We start from the raw sequence: 16573 nt of genomic DNA, 5'->3' as shown, positions 1-16573 counted from the left end.
AAATTAAATTCACCATTGGTTCGGTATCCTTCTCGATCGATGTACATAAGAAGTTCATTGAAGAGCTGAAGGATTTGTATAAAGCATTGATTTCTATCGCCGAAACCTGCCGTGAAAATGAACTGTCTATGCAGTATGCGGAGCAAAGCTTAAATCTGGCCTCCAATACTTTAGGGCGAACAGCTGTTGAGGGTGAACATCTTGTCGATAATTTTAAGCAAATAAATGATGTAGCCTTCACTTGGCTAATGGAAAGCAGGAAAAAATATAAAATAAAAGATTTTGGGTATGTGTTTGAGAAATTTATCAATAATTAATAGGAAAATATAATTCATGACAAAAAAGGGATCTGATTACAGGTCTCTTTTCTGTGTTAAAAAAAAACGAACTCCATTTTATAGAAATGAAGTTCGTTGATTAAGAACCCATTTGTTTGTATAATTCATTACAAAGTAGCTGATTACAGTATGGTTTTAGAGATGGGGGTCTATTTATTGACGGTCGCAATTATCACACTTATCATATTGATTTTAATGAATGCCTTTTTTGCTGCATCAGAAATGGCCTTGGTTGGGTTAAATGATAATAAAATTAAACGGATGGCTGAAGATGGTGATAAAAAGGCAAAGATGCTGCTAAATCTCATCTCTGAACCAAGTAGATTTTTGAGCACTATTCAAATTGGAATTACACTGGCTGGTTTTTTAGCAAGTGCTTTTGCGGCAGACTTTTTCGCAGGCCCATTAGCCAATCTATTATATGATGCAGGACTACCAGTGGAGTTAAGCGTACTTGAAACAGCTTCAGTTATAGTAATTACTATCCTTCTTTCCTTTATAACGTTAGTATTTGGGGAACTTGTGCCAAAGCAGCTGGCTTTACAGAAGGCAGAGCCGATTGCGAATTTTGTAGTTAGACCATTATCCTTTCTTTTCAAGCTGTGTCTTCCAATAGTAAAACTCTTAACCTTTACTACCAATAATGTCATTCGCTTGTTTGGTGTTGATCCTAATGCCAAAAACAACGAAGCAACGGAAGAAGAAATTAGAATGATGGTGGATGTTGGAAGTGAACGAGGAACCATCCAAGAAGTTGAAAAATTAATGATTAATAACATCTTTGAATTTAACGATAAAATGGTATCCGACATTGTTACGCATCGCACAGATATGGTTGCCCTCCCGGTGGATGCAAGCCTGCAAGAAACCGTTGAATTAGTCAATTTGGAGAGATATACAAGATTTCCTGTTTATGAAGGAGATTTTGATAAGATTATTGGTATTTTTCATGTGAAATATCTATTTCAATTTATGAACCAGGGAAATGAGCAAAAATTTGACTTAAGAAAGTTAATCAGAAAACCCTATTTTGTTTTGGAAACACAGAGGATTGATACTCTATTTGCAGACATGAAGAAAAATAATGTTCATATTGCCATTGTGCTTGATGAATATGGTGGTACAGAAGGGTTAGTTTCGATTGAAGATGTAATTGAAGAAATTGTCGGGGAAATCTCCAGTGAAATGGATGGAGCAGAGGAGAATGAGATCCAACAGCTAGCTGACAATAAGTATTCTGTTGAAGGCGTTACAAATCTAACTAAACTTGCCAAATTGCTCCAGACTGAGTTACCAACGGATAGCTTTGATACACTAAATGGATTTCTCATTAGTCAAATTGGATATATTCCATCCATTGATGAACGGCCAGTGATTAACTATCAAAATTTACGATTTGAAGTGACGGATGTAACGGAGAATCGTATCGAACAGGTAATCATTACTATAGACGAGGATCTGTTACTGTCTGATGCAAGAGATATGACCGTAATAACGAAACAGTAAAAGAGTAAAGGGAGCTTCCAATTTCGGAGCTCTCTTTTGTGAATAAAGGTAAGGGATTCAGTAGATAAAGGCTCAAATCAAGTAGGTATAGTTGGTAAATATTGATAAGTTTGTGTCTTTTCGTTATGATGATAATTGGAAAACTTGTATTAAGTATGATATTAGGATGATGGGGTATGAAAAGAGCAAGAATTATTTATAATCCAACCTCAGGGCGTGAGGCATTTCGTAAACATTTGCCTGATGTATTAGAAACGCTCGAAAAGGCTGGATATGAGACATCAACCCATGCAACAACCGGTCCAGGGGATGCTGTAAATGCAGCGCGGATTGCTGTTGAACGTCGCTATGATCTTGTAGTGGCTGCTGGAGGAGATGGAACCATTAATGAAGTTGTAAACGGTCTGGCGGAGCAGGAGTACCGTCCAAAGCTAGGTATTATTCCAGTGGGTACGACCAATGACTTTGCGAGGGCATTACAAATTCCTCGTGATATTGTGGGAGCGGCTGAAATTATTGCTAAGGGTGAGACAATCCCTGTAGATATTGGCCGGATGGACGACAAATACTTTATAAATATTGGCGGTGGCGGCCGTTTAACGGAGCTTACCTATGATGTTCCAAGTAAGCTAAAGACGATGCTTGGACAATTGGCATATTATCTAAAAGGCATGGAAATGCTGCCATCCCTAAAGGCTACACATGTCAGCATTGAATATGATGGGAAGTTATTTGAGGGAGAGGTCATGCTTTTTCTTGTTGGCTTAACGAACTCTGTTGGCGGCTTTGAAAAGCTGGCACCTAATTCATCAATTAATGATGGCTTGTTCTCTCTGCTTATTTTGAAAAAGACCAATCTCGCAGATTTTATCCGGATCGCCACTCTTGCCCTTCGCGGTGAGCATATCAATGACCCTAAAGTGATTTATACGCAAGCAAATCGAATCAAGGTCCTATCTGAAGAAACCGTGCAATTAAATTTAGACGGTGAATATGGTGGCATGTTGCCGGCTGAATTCGTTAATCTCTATCGACATTTAGAGGTATTTGTACCGCTTGATCAAATTAGAGATGAGGATCGTCCACCTGATTTAGTAAAGTGATATAACGTTAATAAGCAGTAGTAAGAAGAAAAACTCGTTCTAATAGAGCGGGTTTTTTTGTATCTTTGAGTTATTTTTTCATAACTAAACCTGTAATTTTAAGCACATCAGTTCAATAAAATTACTAACTATATTCACCCAATTGTAAAAAGATAAAATTTTTCTAATATAACAACATGGTAATATTAGGGTGTAACAATAAATCGAATTTATAGTTAATTATTAAGGTCCGACAAGGAGGAATTAGGTGATGAATGTTAATTCTACATAGAACCTGTAATAACTACCATTTAAGATGTTACTATCTGAAAGGAGTTAGCTAATCATGATGAGAAAAAGAAAGCTTAGAGCCCTATTTAGTGTTATGTTAATTATGTTTTTACTAGTTTCTTTAATAGGCTGTGGTCAGAAGGATAAGGATGATTCAGAATCTTCCGGAACCTCAACGAAGACTGAATCGACTTTTAAAGCTGGAACCTATACGGGGGTTGGAAAGGGAAATAACGGTGACATCAAGGTAGAGGTTGAAGTAGACGATGATTCTATTCTAGCAATTAATGTTTTAGAACATAATGAAACAAAGGGACTATCTGATGCTGCTTTTGACGAAATTCCTAATACAGTGATTGAGGGACAGACATTAGCTGTTGATACAGTGTCAGGTGCTACCAATTCCTCAAATGGTTTGATAGAGGCTATTACAGAGGCCTTAAAGGCCGCTGGTGGAGATATTAATGAATTGAGCAAGAACAAGGCGACCAATGAGACAGCTAGGGAAGATAAGGAGTATACAACAGATGTGGTTGTTATTGGAGCCGGTGGCGCAGGTCTAGCTGCAGCTGTGTCCGCCCATGAAAATGGCGCGAAGGTCATAGTGTTAGAAAAAATGCCGCAGCCAGGCGGAAATACCATTATATCCGGAGCTGCTTATAATGCTGTAGACCCTGTACGTCAAAGCAAACAGGGAATAGAAGACTCTGTTGATAAGCATTATACTCAAACGTATGAAGGCGGAGATATGAAAGGTGACCCTGAGCTTGTTAGAACACTGGTCGAAAATGCATATCCGACACTTCAATGGCTCGAAGGCTTAGGCATGGAATTCACGGATGAGGTATTTACCGTTCTAGGCGGCTTATGGCCAAGAGCTCATAAGCCTGTAAAACCATTAGGAACAGGCTATATTGAAACCTATATGAGCTACATTGAGAAATCAAATGATGAAATCCAGGTATTAGTTAACACAGAAGCTAAAGAATTAATTGTTGAAAATGATGTCGTAGTTGGCGTCAAAGCTGAAGGGAAAAATGGCAATGTTGTTGTTAATGCCAAAAGTGTTGTCATGGCAGCTGGTGGTTTTGGTGCAAATGTTGATATGAGAAATGAATATAACAGCTTGTGGCCAGATTTAACTAATCTGAAAACAACCAACCATCCAGGAGCTACTGGTGATGGTATTGCTATGGGAGAACAAGTGGAGGCAAACCTTGTTGGCATGGAATACATTCAGTTATTGCCAATGGGAGACCCGGAGACAGGAAGCTTAAGTGGAAATATTGAACAAGGTGTAGAGAATAGAATATTTGTAAACAAGGATGGTAATCGGTTTGTAGATGAGGGTGCTAGACGGGATGTCATGACAAAGGCCCTAATGGAGCAATCAGACCAGACGATGTGGGTCATTGTTGATAAGCATTCTTATCCTACAGGTGATACGAAAAATAACTTTAATGAATCAATCGATGATTTAGTAGCCGCTGGTAGAGCCTATAAAGCTGATACTTTAGAGGACCTTGCGAAGCAAATAGGTGTTGATTCAGCCAGCTTTGTAAAGGCTGTTGAAGGATTTAATAATGCTGTTGATGCTGGTACAGATGAATTTGGCAGAACCTTATTTGATCAAAAGCTTGATACAGCCCCATTCTATGCCGGTGCAAGGGTGCCGACAGTCCACCACACAATGGGCGGTCTTCAAATCAACACAGATGCACAGGTATTAAACAAAGAGGGTCAAGTCATTAAGGGATTATATGCTGCTGGCGAAGTAACGGGCGGTATCCACGGAACAAACCGACTTGGCGGTAATGCATTGGCAGATGTAAACACATTTGGTAGAATTGCCGGTCAAAATGCAGCAATAGGTAAATAATAAAAGTAAAAAGGCAGCTATTTTTGTACAAGGCTGCCTTTTTAGGGATTAAGTTTGTATAACAAAAGGACTAGTGAGATATTCTCCTAGTCCTTTTGTTATAGTATAGTTATCAGAATTACCTTGTGCTCAATAATATTATTTTGCAGCTTTAGCTGCTTCAACAAATGCTTTTACATATCCATAAGTATCAGCTAGTGTAGCTCCACTTACAACGTCAACCATTTTTTCAGGAGTTGCTTCGTTTGCTTTAAGCTCTGCTTCTAATTCTGCAATCGTTTTTCCAACAACATAATTTTGGATAGCTTCAACATTTGCATCAATTGAAACAGTAGAGCCGCCTTTTTCAGCCATCATTTTGCTGTAGTATTCAGCGTTGTCCATTTTAGAACCTAATACTTTACCTTCTGGGTAGCTTTCACCGAAAGGACCATCAGAGTTTGGTACTCCTTTAGCATCGTCAGCTAAAAATTGGAATTCATCAATAGATGCTAATGCAATTTTATCGCCATCCATTACAACAACAGTAGTTGCGAAAGATTTGTCTCCGTGTGGAGAATTATTTACGCGTCCAAGTGTAAGTTCTCCAGTTGATTCAGCAGCAACTGCAGTTTCTGTTTCTTTTTCTGCAGCCTCGTCGTTTGAACAGGCAGTGAAAACTCCTACAAGACCTAAAGCTAGTGCTAATGTTATAAATTTCTTCATGATGACCTCTCCTTTTGTTTTAAAAAGTATTTATGAATACTTACAAACAAATTATATAATTTATATAGATTATATCAATTGGTCATAGGTTGATGTCATCAATTGTTCAAAAGTGAGCAATCTAATTTGGTGTCTAATAGGTAATTTCTCTTACTACAAGTAAGGGGTTTCATGTTCACAGCTCTGTAAAGAATAGATTCTCAACATTTCTTTGTGACGAACATCACATATGTTTGCAAATTGTATGTAAACAGTAAACTTTCGGTGTCAGGCACCTTTTACGATGAAATTTCCTTATACATCCCGATTTGTGATACAATTTTGCTAGTCGAGGCGGTTTAAGTATATATGTAAAGGAAGAATCTAATGAGTAGAACATTACCTGTTCAAAAGAACGAGTACATAGATGTCATGTTTGAGGATTTAACCCATGACGGGGCAGGCGTTGCTAAAGTAGAAGGCTATCCGATATTTGTCCCGAATGGACTGCCTGGTGAAAAGGCGAAGATTAAAGTGATTAAAGTCAATAAAGGTTACGGCTTTGGACGGCTCATAGAAACTTATGAACAAAGTCCGGATCGAGTAGAGATTCCGAAAAGTGAGCTGCATAAATATGGCGGCTGTCAGCTTGAACATATCAGCTATGAAGGCCAATTGAAGTATAAGGAAAATCAGGTACGGCAGGTTCTAACTCGTATCGGGAAGTTAGAGGGTGTGAAGGTTCATCCAATTCTAGGTATGGATCATCCTTGGCATTACCGAAACAAAGCACAGGTTCCTGTTGGTGAAAAGGATGGAAAGCTAATTGCTGGCTTTTTCAAGCCAAGAAGTCATGAAATCGTTGACACAAATAAAAGTCTGATTCAGCTGCCGGAAATAAATGAGGCCGTGCAGGCGGTGAAGGAAATATGTAATGAACTTAAAGTTCCTGCATATCATGAAGAGACACATCGGGGGGTGCTGCGTCATATTATGGCACGCTACGGTAAGCAAACCGGGGAGCTAATGGTTGTCTTAGTAACGAAAACAGTGGATATTCCGCAGAAAAATAAGCTGGTGGAGGAAATTGTTGCCCGTCTGCCAAAAGTGAAATCAATTGTTCACAATGTGAATTCCAAGCGTACGAATGTCATTCTGGGTGAGAAGACAAGGGTGCTTTGGGGATCGGAGGTCATCTATGACTATATAGGTGATGTGAAGTTTGCCATCTCCGCCTTATCTTTTTACCAAGTGAATCCTGACCAGACAAAGGTGCTTTATAATAAAGCTCTCGAATATGCGGAGTTAAGTGGAGAAGAAACGGTCATTGATGCGTATTGCGGAATCGGTACCATTTCGTTGTTTTTAGCTCAAAAGGCTAAAAAAGTCTTTGGTGTGGAGGTCGTTCCCGAGGCCATTGAAGACGCAAAGCGGAATGCTACGCTAAATGGTATCTCGAATGCAGAATTTGCAGCTGGAGAAGCAGAAGTTGTGATACCGAAATGGTATGAAGAAGGAAATGTTGCAGATGTTCTTGTCGTCGACCCACCGCGCAAAGGCTGTGATGAAGCACTGTTGCAAACCATTATTGAAATGAAGCCGAAAAAAGTTGTGTATGTTTCCTGTAATCCAGCAACCCTTGCACGTGATTTGAGGATTCTGGAGGATGGTGGTTATAAGACCTTAGAGGTTCAGCCGGTGGATATGTTCCCGCAGACGACACATGTCGAGTGTGTTGTCTTGATGTCTAAAAAATAAAGTCCGGTAAGCCTTCAAATTACTGGGTTTCATAAAATTAAAGTAAATCTGTCCAATCAACCTAAGCCCTTGATATGAGTTCATGGGAACATATCGAGGGTGCTTTTTGGGTTAAATTAGGGTCTTAAATTAGGTAGGGTTGAGTTGACAGAATAGATAATTTAGTAGGGTTTAGGAGATAGAATGGATGTAACATTCTTTACACCTGACAATATAGGATTCAGAATAAGTATATGATTTAAATTATTATTAGTGAAGTTAAGCCTCCGGCGAGTCTTGCGATTTTTTAAAGGTAGCTTATCGAGCGAGCTCAGGTAATCCGGACGCAAATTCGACGGGCGAATTTGATATGGAATGTTTGACTTTCGAATATATATATATATATGTTAGTAAATGAGTAATTACTTACTAAAGGAGGAGGCAAAATGCGCCCAATTAAATACAGTGATGAACAAATCTTTTTAGGATTATATACCGCAATTGCTAAGCATGGTTATTCAAAATTGTCATTAGAAAAAATCGCAAAAGAAGCCAATGTCTCAACAGCAATTTTGTCAAAGCGGTTTGGTTCAAAAAAAGGCTTAATACTTAGTTTTTTTCGGTATGCACTAGAAAAAACAAGAGTAGTTGTTGAAAAGAATCAGTTAAAAGAGCCCAATATAAATACGTTACGAAATTTTTTGACATATTGGTCTGCTGAAAATGGCGATGCTACTTCCTTAATAAGTATGCTAGCTATTTATTTAGAAGGTGTACAGGATCAAGAATTGCATGCTATTTCGCAGGAAAGAAATTTACTAATTGATAACGAGGTACAAAGGATACTTCAAGCTAGTATGGCCAAAGGGGAGATTGCGAAAATGAATGTGAAAGATACATCCTATTTATTGCAAGCCTCCGTTCTAGGAATAGTGATGCTCTGGCTTCACAAACAAGATCAATCGTTAAAGAAACTTACTGAACTCTGTATTGATCAGATTATTGGGATAAATTATAGAGATGAAGGAGCCGAAGAAGATGCAAGGTAATTCAAAAATAAATACGATACGCTTAAATATAAATAATTTCAACGTTTAATGTTATATAGCTGGTGATACAGGCCCGCCTGTTATTCTTTTACATGGGGCAGGCGTAGATTCCGCCCGTATTTCTTGGGGTGAAATAATAGAGCCTTTATCTGAAACAAATCGTGTATTTGCCCCGGACTTACCTGGGTATGGAAAGAGTGACAAACCTGATATAGAATATTCCCTTTCATTTTATATGGGATTTTTGAAACAATTCATGCATACCCTGAATTTTGATTGAGCTAGTTTGATTGGTTTGTCGCTTGGCGGAGGAATATCTCTCAAGTTTGCGTTGGAATATCCAACACGAGTAGAAAAATTAATATTAGTAGACGCGTGGGGAATTTTTAACAAACTGCCATACCACCGTCTATCCTATTGGTATACCAAAACCTTCTTCAATGAACTATCTTATAAATTATCTAGTAAAAGCAGGACGTTTGTGAAATGGACATTGTTAAATAGCTTGTTTGGAGATCCGAACCAGTTATCAGAAGAACTTGTGGATGAAGTACAGGAGGTTCTAAAGGCTCCCGATGCGGGTAAAGCATTTATTTCATTTCAGAGAAGTGAAATTACAAAGACAGGTCTTCGTACGAATTTAGCGGGCAGATTTTCTGAAATAAAAAATTCTACATTAATAGTACATGGTACAGATGATTCAAGTGTCCCAGTTAAATATGCGAAACAAGCACATGATGGTATACAAGGATCTGAAATTTATTTGATGGAAGGATGCAAACATTGGCCTCAAAAAGAGAGACCAGATGAATTTTCCAAGGTTATAAAAAGCTTTTTATCGAAAGATTATTCTTGATTCTTTTAAGGCATCATCTGACTATGGCAATGCGTTTTATTAAACACGATAATTGGAGGTAATATTTAATGGAATTAAATATTGTACTTGTACACAGCCCTATAGTCGGACCCAGCACCTGGGCTCCGGTCTCACGCGAACTACGAGGGCGAGAAATCAGAACTATTGTGCCAACCCTGCCTAGCATCATAGATATGAGCACTCCAATCTGGGCACAACACGCTCAAGCAGTTGCACGGAGGTTAGAGTCCATTCCAAACTATCAACCAATTGTACTAGTTGGACATAGTGGAGCTGGTCCGTTACTGCCTGCGATTGGTGCGTCCAGTCCTCATCCTGTCGCAGCTTATGTTTTTGTAGATGCCAGTCTGCCGCACGGTGGGAGGAGTCAGCTTGAAGAGATTGAAGCAAACTCGCCTGTGTTACTATCCTCACTGAGTAGTTACTTAAAAGCAGGGGGACTTTACCCGGAATGGACCGATAAGGACTTGTCTGAAATCGTTCCAGAAGGAGTTCGTCAAGGAGTGCTCGCAGATATACGACCAATGGGTCTTCCCTATTTTGAGGAAACTATGCCTTACTATCCTAATTGGCCTGAGATTCCTTGTGGATACATCAAATTTAGTCAAGCATATACAGTACCCGCTGAAAAAGCTCGGAAATATGGTTGGGAATATGATGAATTTGATGCTGGGCACTTTCATATGCTAGTAGACCCAGAAGCCGTTACCGATTCATTGATTAACCTTATTGGATTGCTATGCCCGCAATAGCTATAAGGGAGCTGTCTAAAGATTCACTAAATCAAATGGGGGCGCCAAAGGAGCGGATATCTAATGAAAGGACCAGATAAGTAAAACCTTTATCCGATGTTGGTAACACGAAATGAGTGTTTAAACCATGTCCTTGCCCAAAAAGATGGATAAAAAACGGTTAATGAACTTCGTTCCATCTTGACGAAGATGAATATTAAGCAAAGCAAATTAAAAATTAATTTGGATAACCAAACGATTGAAGTCGAGGATGACTATTCAATTGACCAGCATTGTACCAGATCAGTGTTTTTTGTTCAATTGCGGTTTGTGCTGCAAATCTCGTAATGGTGCAGTCATTTTTAATTGAATATGACCGAAAAGGAGGAATACGGGGGATGGAACAATCCTCAATAAGCATAGAACCTATGCTACCCAGCGATAACATTGATGAAAGCGTCGCTTTTTATAGGGCGCTTGGCTTTGAAATTATCAGGGACGAAACGTTTCCATACCGATTCGCGGAATTTCGGGATGGGGAGCTTTGGATTATGACATCGAACTATGCCCAATTCGGGGGCAAAAAAGCGTTCGGTGCCCTTATCGTTAAAGTGGCGGAATTGGGAAAACTCCATGATCGTTTTGCGGAAAATCTCATGAACAACCTTGGGACTGTACCGCTTAGCGGTTTCCCCCGTCTTACGCGCCGCTCGCGGGATGGAAGTCAGTTTCGTGTATTTGACCCGTTCGGCAACATGCTCGTTTACATGGACAAACACTACGAGCCGCCCCTTTATCTTGAAGCCCAAGATCGTACGGAAGAAATACTTAACCAAGCATGGTTCCTGCGCGATATTTACGCCAATGACCGTGCAGCAGCCCAAACACTCGACCGGGCCTTGGAAAAAACGAAGGACGAAACCGGCATAGGGCGTGCCAGATTGCTGGCAGCTCGTGCAGAGATAGCTGTTGCCATGGGTGAATTGGATCTTGCTCTCAAGTTGGAGGATATGGTCTCCGGAATTAATCTGCTGGACTCAGAGCTCCGAAGATTTGAAGAAGAATTGGGGATATCTCGCCACCTTCGAAACTGGGCTGGCATCAAACTAAGTGAATAGCAAGGAAAGGCCCCTGCGGTGAGTACAGAATCGCAGATGCGGTCGTCGCCTCCGATAATGCAATAAAAGTTTATTTGTGAATTAGTGTTGTTGCCTCAATACTGCTTCGGTGATGAGCTTATCGAATCGGCAAATTTATCTGTTGTTGGTCTTATGTTTGTTTGTGGGAAAGCCATCAACCTAAAACAGGACCAATAGGGAGTGGCAAACCAAATCATCTGACAATACATACTACAATGGATACCCATTTTATCTTGTTTTGTTCTTGGGGTAGTACATTTACCCCTTGCCATTGCAAGATACAAAAAATACAAAAGATCCATGAAGGACAAAGATATCGAGCGAGCTCGATAAAAATCCTGACGCAAATTCGACGGGCGAATTTGATATGAAATGTTTGACTTTCGAATTTTTATATATATGTTAGTAAATAAATAATTACTTATTAAGGGAGTAGGCAAAATCTTTTTAGGATTATATACCGCAATTGCTAAGCATGGTTATTCAAAATTGTCATTAGAAAAAATCGCAGAAGAAGCCAATCAAACAGGAGGAATTGAAAAAAATTCAAGGAGGGACCAGTATGAGTAGAACTTATGCCAATGTAATATTGCAATCGGAAACACCTGCGATTAATGGATACATCGCACCAGGGTTCGAACGTGTGCGTGAAGTATTCGAGGAGAACTTCCGTCTTCGTAAAGAAGTCGGTGCTTCGTTCGCGGTCTATCGACGTGGTGAGAAACTAGTGGACCTGTGGGGGGGCTTTCGCGACAAGTCGCGCCGACTACCGTGGAAGGAGAACACGCCGGCGCTAGTATCCTCGACAACGAAGGGCATTATGGCATGTGCATTGGCGATTGCTAATTCGAGAGGTTGGCTTGACTACGATGAGAAAGTCTCCACGTATTGGCCGGAATTTGCACAGAACGGCAAGAGTGGCGTCACAGTCCGGCAGCTTCTTGCGCATCAGGCTGGTTTGATAACGCTTGACGGCGGTATCAGGACATCAGATCTTGCGGATTTAGAAACGCTCGCGGTGCGACTCGCCCGCCAAAAGCCTTTTTGGAAGCCCGGCGACTACCAGGGGTATCATACGTTCACGTTCGGACTGTACTCAAACGAACTGTTGCGCCGCGTTGATCCTGGGAGACGTTCAATCGGCCGCTTCCTGGAAGAAGAGATGATTGGTCCGTTGGGCGGTGGGTTTTACATCGGCCTGCCAGACAATGTTGATCCCGTGCGCGACATCGCTCAGATTTCGCAGCCAGGCTTTTACGATACGATGCGGTATTTCCGACATATAACTGGTAATGAATGGAAAATGCTATTCAGTTATCTCATCCCGTTTACATATGCAGGTCGTGTAGCGTGGTCGCACAAAGTCCGCTCCTTCAGTGATATGATGGATCCAGCGTTCCTACAGGTCGAGATGCCCGCGGGCAATGGTGTTGGTACGGCGAGGGCTGTCGCCCAAATTTACGATTGCATGGCAACTGCCGGTGGTGAAGGCTTTATAGCGCCGGAAACACTTGAACTTCTGAAGCAGCCACCCTGTCCGCCAGCCAAATCACGTTTTGATCGTCTGACCGGCTTGGAAAGTATGTTCTCACTAGGTTTTGTCAAACCTAATGGCGGCGTGCGCTTTGGTACGGACGACTCAGCCTTTGGCTCCTTTGGCGGGGGTGGATCCAATGGGTTCGCGGATCCTGTGCTTGGGATAGGTGTGAGTTATGTTCCTAATTATTTCCAAAATTACATTATCGGTGATCCGAGAGAGATCGCACTACGGAAGGCGCTCTATGCATGCTTTTGATAAAGTTTGATGGGATTACGATCGTGTTTGACCTCCTCAAGAATCACAACAAAAAAGCACATATACCGTCTACTTAAATCTCTCAGCGGAGTAAATAAAGCTATTTGTTAAAGAGAAACAAACAGCTTCATCAGATTAATCTAATAGTGCTTTTAGGGATTTCTTTTTCCAGACGAAATGGTGATAAATATTTTGAGCTAAGAAATTTACTAAGAAGGCAATTGGATAGGCTAGCCACACACCATTTATCCCTAGTTTAGTGAAATGTGTCAAAAGGTAAGCTACCGGTACTTCGATAATCCAAATACTTGCGATTGTAAAAAAAGTTGGCCATAAAACAGTTCCTGTTGCTCGCATAGTTGCTGAGATGGATTGAGTGTGACCCAAAATAACATAACTCCAAAATGAGATGAAAATGAGACTTTTCGCGATATCAATTGTACCCGTGTTATCTAAAAAGATTCTTAAAATAGGGTTTGGTAGCAAGTAAACTAGAAGTATTAGAAAACCTCCAAGTAGATAATTCAGTGTAATCCCTATTTTTGCTATTTGTTTAATATTAATAATATTCCCCGATCCAACAGCTTGAGCAACAAAAACTGAAATGGCGATTGAAATGCTCATTGCAGGTATTTGAACATAACTAGCAATTTGATTAACGATTCCGTATGCTGCGGTTGCATTTGAACCATAATCATTGACAAAAGTAATAACGGCAATCTCTGACAGGGAAATGGCAACCATACTAATACTTGAAGGAATGGCTAATTTCAGTAAGGCTTTCAATACCGAACCTTTTAAGTGAAAATGTTTGAATATACTGAGGTCTAATTTGAGTACATGATTTTTTTTATGCAAGTATGCTAAAAGAAGCACAAATGTTATGAAGCTAGATAATACTGCAGCATAAGCTGCACCGTTTAGTCCCAATTCAGGTATTCCAAACCAACCGAAAATTAGAATCGGAAGCAAAGCGATATTTAATAGAACACTAATGACTAAAAAATAAAATGGTGTTTTAGAATCTCCCACCCCTCTCATAAAGGTTGTATATACCATGTTTAAGAAGGTAATAGGTAATGTAACAAATAATATACGAGCATAAGCTGCACTTTCAAATAGGATATTCTCAGGTGTTCCCATCAACCTAAGAATACTTTCTGAAAAGAAACTTCCAATTAGGGCGATAGCGACAGAAATAATCATTGTAAAAGCAAGCGTGACTCCGACTACTTCCTTCATTTTTTTGATATTCCCTGCCCCATAAGATTGCCCAACAAGGATTGAACTTCCAGAACCAATTCCAATCGAAAAAGAGATAAGGAAAAAGAATAATGGAAAAAAGGCCGAAATGGCTGCCAGTGAATCCACTCCAAGTTTTTGCCCAACGATGACAATTCCAAATACTTGACCTAATGATTGCAATACATTTGCCAAAATTACAGGAATGAGAAAAGCAAACATGGATTTAGTTATTTGTAAAGTATGATTTTCATAATTTAATTGATTCATTTAAACACATCCAATCGAAGTTTAATCATTTTCAAACATCATGTTATTTAGTTTGCGTTACTCCAAACATAATAATATAATGTTTGTGTTCCGTCAATAAGACACATAATAACTTTTGACTCTTGCGTATCACATGAATGAGTATAAATTCGTACAGTTTCAAAATAATTGACTGGAACAATATCTAAAATTTTTGGAGGTTAAACAATGAAAAATCCAACTGCTTTAACAAATAAGTCGATTATTGTATCTGATAATTATGAACAGATTGATGGGAGAAATGCCTATCATACCGATGTGAAAATTCTTTCATTAGGGTTATCTCAAAAAGATGAACAAGGAAAGGAGGGTATTTCAGCAAAAGTATGGAGTCACTCTGGAGAAGAGTGGTTTAATAAGTCCGAGGAATTACCATTCCATCGTGTAATAGATCTTGCTATTTTGCTATGTAGAAGTAGTCTATATTTTCAGGATGCTTATCGTTTACCGAAATTATATGATCCTGATAATCCAAAAATTGATCGTATTGGACTTCAAGGAGATGCCATGAATGTATCGATTTGCACGGATAATCCGATGATTGATGATGATATTAAATTATTTTCTCAGGCCCTTAGTGCTGATGGGGAAATGATAGGAGAACGACTTAGAGTTTTATCTCGATTGTTAAAAGAAATGGGATACTAGAAAGGTCCGAAAAGGAGAAATGATATGAATAAAGCAGAAGGTGGGAATGCCTACATCCAAAAAGAATACTATTTATCACCTAAAAGGCCTCTAACGGATGTGGAAAAAGAACTAATTTGGAAAAAGCCAATTTCCCACAAGGTAAGCGAAGAAGAATTACGTATTTGTAAGGAAGTAAAACGCAATTGGGCGCGTGAGGAAATGAAAATCGCCAATATATTGTTAGAAGGTGATGCAGGATCTGGCAAGACACAACTTGCAAAGGCTTTATCAGCTGATTTTGGGCTACCGTATACGAAGGTGACCTGTTTTTCAGATATGGATAAGTCAGATATTATTGGTGCTATTTTACCAGTCATTTCAGATGAACATTTACATCGAATGGATGCTAGGGACCAAAAGGTATTAAAGGCTTTATATGAAAGCGATGGATTTCAAAGTGCCCAAACTATTTTAATGGAGGCACTTCAAATGACAGAAAATCAAGCGACGAGTCACCTTAAGGATCTGATGAAAAAGGTATCGAGCGATTTGAAGGAAGATGCAGTGGAGTATCGCTTTTATCCTTCAGAAATTGTAAGTGCCTATGAACATGGATATCTACTTGAAATTCAAGAACCGACTGTTATTCGGGATGCAGCAGTTTTGATGGCACTGAATTCTGCCTTAGAATTAGATGGGAGTATTAATTTACCAACCAAAGTCATTCATCGCCATCCAGATTTTATCGCTGTACTGACAACAAATCGCGATTATCATGGCTCAAAACCTCTTAATGAAGCGTTACGTGATCGAGTCCAGCATGTTGAAAAGATGGATTTACCTTCTAAAGAGGTAATGATTGAACGAGCAATAGCAAAAACGCTTTTTTCTAAACAAGAGGTGCTGAGCGTGTTGGCAGACTGTATTATCATACTCGATCAAACGGCACGTGCTAATGCCATTAAAGGGGTTGCAGGGATGCGATCTTATCTTTACTGGATTGATGCAGTAGCAGCAGGTATACCTGCAAAGAATGCCATGTATCATAAAGTGATTTATAAAATGACAACTGATGAAGAAGAAATTCGCCTATTAGAAGAGGCATTATGTGGTCATGGCATGCTTGAGCAGTTAGAGGAGGTAGAGACGGTCGTAAAAAAGCAGCAATAAATGGTGTTGAAATCAAAACAGAAGGAGAGATTGATGGGAAGACTGACGAACCACACATCCCTTCTGACAATGCCATTTCTTTAAAAAAGTCAGCAGATAGTGAACAACAGTCTA

13 protein-coding genes and 1 pseudogene are annotated in these 16573 nt (G+C 39.6%); 12 read left to right on the top strand and 2 right to left on the bottom strand.

Annotated features, from left to right (window positions below; translation table 11 throughout):
* Positions 1-74: 74 nt before the first annotated feature.
* From BQ5321_RS21010 to BQ5321_RS20995, 4 genes are all read left to right on the top strand, one after another.
* Positions 75-317, top strand: a complete 243-nt coding sequence (locus BQ5321_RS21010) for a YvbH-like oligomerization domain-containing protein (protein ID WP_071396332.1) — start codon at positions 75-77, stop codon at positions 315-317.
* A gap of 177 nt (positions 318-494) precedes the next feature.
* Positions 495-1844, top strand: coding sequence for a hemolysin family protein (locus BQ5321_RS21005; RefSeq protein WP_071396331.1), 1350 nt, complete (start codon positions 495-497; stop codon positions 1842-1844).
* A gap of 176 nt (positions 1845-2020) precedes the next feature.
* A complete protein-coding gene (locus BQ5321_RS21000; protein ID WP_071396330.1) occupies positions 2021-2947 on the top strand; it encodes a diacylglycerol kinase in 927 nt (308 codons plus the stop codon).
* A gap of 325 nt (positions 2948-3272) precedes the next feature.
* On the top strand, positions 3273-5096 hold the full coding sequence (locus tag BQ5321_RS20995) for a flavocytochrome c (protein ID WP_071396329.1): 1824 nt from the start codon (positions 3273-3275) through the stop codon (positions 5094-5096).
* A 138-nt stretch (positions 5097-5234) separates the two neighbouring features.
* Here the strand turns inward: BQ5321_RS20995 and BQ5321_RS20990 are convergent, their stop codons facing one another.
* The gene (locus BQ5321_RS20990) at positions 5235-5801 is read right to left on the bottom strand and encodes a hypothetical protein (protein ID WP_071396328.1); all 567 of its coding nucleotides are present in this window, start codon (positions 5799-5801) and stop codon (positions 5235-5237) included.
* A gap of 366 nt (positions 5802-6167) precedes the next feature.
* On the opposite strand from BQ5321_RS20990, the gene rlmD reads away from it, so the two are divergent.
* The 6 genes and pseudogenes from rlmD (at position 6168) to BQ5321_RS20960 (ending at position 13108) form a co-directional block, all read left to right on the top strand.
* Positions 6168-7538 carry a 23S rRNA (uracil(1939)-C(5))-methyltransferase RlmD gene (rlmD, locus tag BQ5321_RS20985; RefSeq protein ID WP_071396327.1) on the top strand — a complete coding sequence of 457 codons (1371 nt, stop codon included), beginning with the start codon at positions 6168-6170 and terminating at the stop codon, positions 7536-7538.
* A gap of 425 nt (positions 7539-7963) precedes the next feature.
* Positions 7964-8566: a TetR/AcrR family transcriptional regulator gene (locus BQ5321_RS20980; protein ID WP_071396326.1), complete on the top strand. Its 603-nt coding sequence runs from the start codon at positions 7964-7966 to the stop codon at positions 8564-8566.
* A gap of 55 nt (positions 8567-8621) precedes the next feature.
* Positions 8622-9422 (top strand): annotated as a pseudogene (locus BQ5321_RS20975) (alpha/beta fold hydrolase).
* Between the two features lie 68 nt (positions 9423-9490).
* Positions 9491-10195, top strand: a complete 705-nt coding sequence (locus tag BQ5321_RS20970) for an alpha/beta hydrolase (RefSeq protein WP_071396325.1) — start codon at positions 9491-9493, stop codon at positions 10193-10195.
* A gap of 377 nt (positions 10196-10572) precedes the next feature.
* Complete coding sequence (locus BQ5321_RS20965; RefSeq protein WP_071396324.1) at positions 10573-11292, top strand: VOC family protein; 720 nt, start codon at positions 10573-10575, stop codon at positions 11290-11292.
* A gap of 583 nt (positions 11293-11875) precedes the next feature.
* Positions 11876-13108, top strand: a complete 1233-nt coding sequence (locus BQ5321_RS20960) for a serine hydrolase domain-containing protein (protein WP_071396323.1) — start codon at positions 11876-11878, stop codon at positions 13106-13108.
* A 135-nt stretch (positions 13109-13243) separates the two neighbouring features.
* Here BQ5321_RS20960 and BQ5321_RS20955 read toward each other — a convergent pair whose 3' ends face one another.
* The gene (locus tag BQ5321_RS20955; RefSeq protein WP_071396322.1) at positions 13244-14620 is read right to left on the bottom strand and encodes an MATE family efflux transporter; all 1377 of its coding nucleotides are present in this window, start codon (positions 14618-14620) and stop codon (positions 13244-13246) included.
* A gap of 207 nt (positions 14621-14827) precedes the next feature.
* Between BQ5321_RS20955 and BQ5321_RS20950 the strand changes: the two genes are divergently transcribed.
* Positions 14828-15307: a DUF6530 family protein gene (locus tag BQ5321_RS20950; protein ID WP_071396321.1), complete on the top strand. Its 480-nt coding sequence runs from the start codon at positions 14828-14830 to the stop codon at positions 15305-15307.
* A 24-nt stretch (positions 15308-15331) separates the two neighbouring features.
* Positions 15332-16459 carry an AAA family ATPase gene (locus tag BQ5321_RS20945; protein WP_071396320.1) on the top strand — a complete coding sequence of 376 codons (1128 nt, stop codon included), beginning with the start codon at positions 15332-15334 and terminating at the stop codon, positions 16457-16459.
* The last annotated feature ends 114 nt before the right edge of the window (positions 16460-16573 follow it).

Source organism: Bacillus tuaregi, assembly GCF_900104575.1.
Taxonomy (GTDB): domain Bacteria; phylum Bacillota; class Bacilli; order Bacillales; family Cytobacillaceae; genus Bacillus_BD; species Bacillus_BD tuaregi.
Note: the sequence above shows the minus strand (reverse complement) of the source record. Positions and strands in the feature narration are given on the sequence as shown.

Coding starts and splice junctions, on each gene's coding strand:
- BQ5321_RS21000 (WP_071396330.1), top strand. CDS start 2,021: ATGAAAAGAGCAAGAATTATTTATAATCCAACCTCAGGGCGTGAGGCA.
- BQ5321_RS20995 (WP_071396329.1), top strand. CDS start 3,273: ATGATGAGAAAAAGAAAGCTTAGAGCCCTATTTAGTGTTATGTTAATT.
- BQ5321_RS20990 (WP_071396328.1), bottom strand. CDS start 5,801: ATGAAGAAATTTATAACATTAGCACTAGCTTTAGGTCTTGTAGGAGTT.
- rlmD (WP_071396327.1), top strand. CDS start 6,168: ATGAGTAGAACATTACCTGTTCAAAAGAACGAGTACATAGATGTCATG.
- BQ5321_RS20980 (WP_071396326.1), top strand. CDS start 7,964: ATGCGCCCAATTAAATACAGTGATGAACAAATCTTTTTAGGATTATAT.
- BQ5321_RS20970 (WP_071396325.1), top strand. CDS start 9,491: ATGGAATTAAATATTGTACTTGTACACAGCCCTATAGTCGGACCCAGC.
- BQ5321_RS20965 (WP_071396324.1), top strand. CDS start 10,573: ATGGAACAATCCTCAATAAGCATAGAACCTATGCTACCCAGCGATAAC.
- BQ5321_RS20960 (WP_071396323.1), top strand. CDS start 11,876: ATGAGTAGAACTTATGCCAATGTAATATTGCAATCGGAAACACCTGCG.
- BQ5321_RS20955 (WP_071396322.1), bottom strand. CDS start 14,620: ATGAATCAATTAAATTATGAAAATCATACTTTACAAATAACTAAATCC.
- BQ5321_RS20950 (WP_071396321.1), top strand. CDS start 14,828: ATGAAAAATCCAACTGCTTTAACAAATAAGTCGATTATTGTATCTGAT.
- BQ5321_RS20945 (WP_071396320.1), top strand. CDS start 15,332: ATGAATAAAGCAGAAGGTGGGAATGCCTACATCCAAAAAGAATACTAT.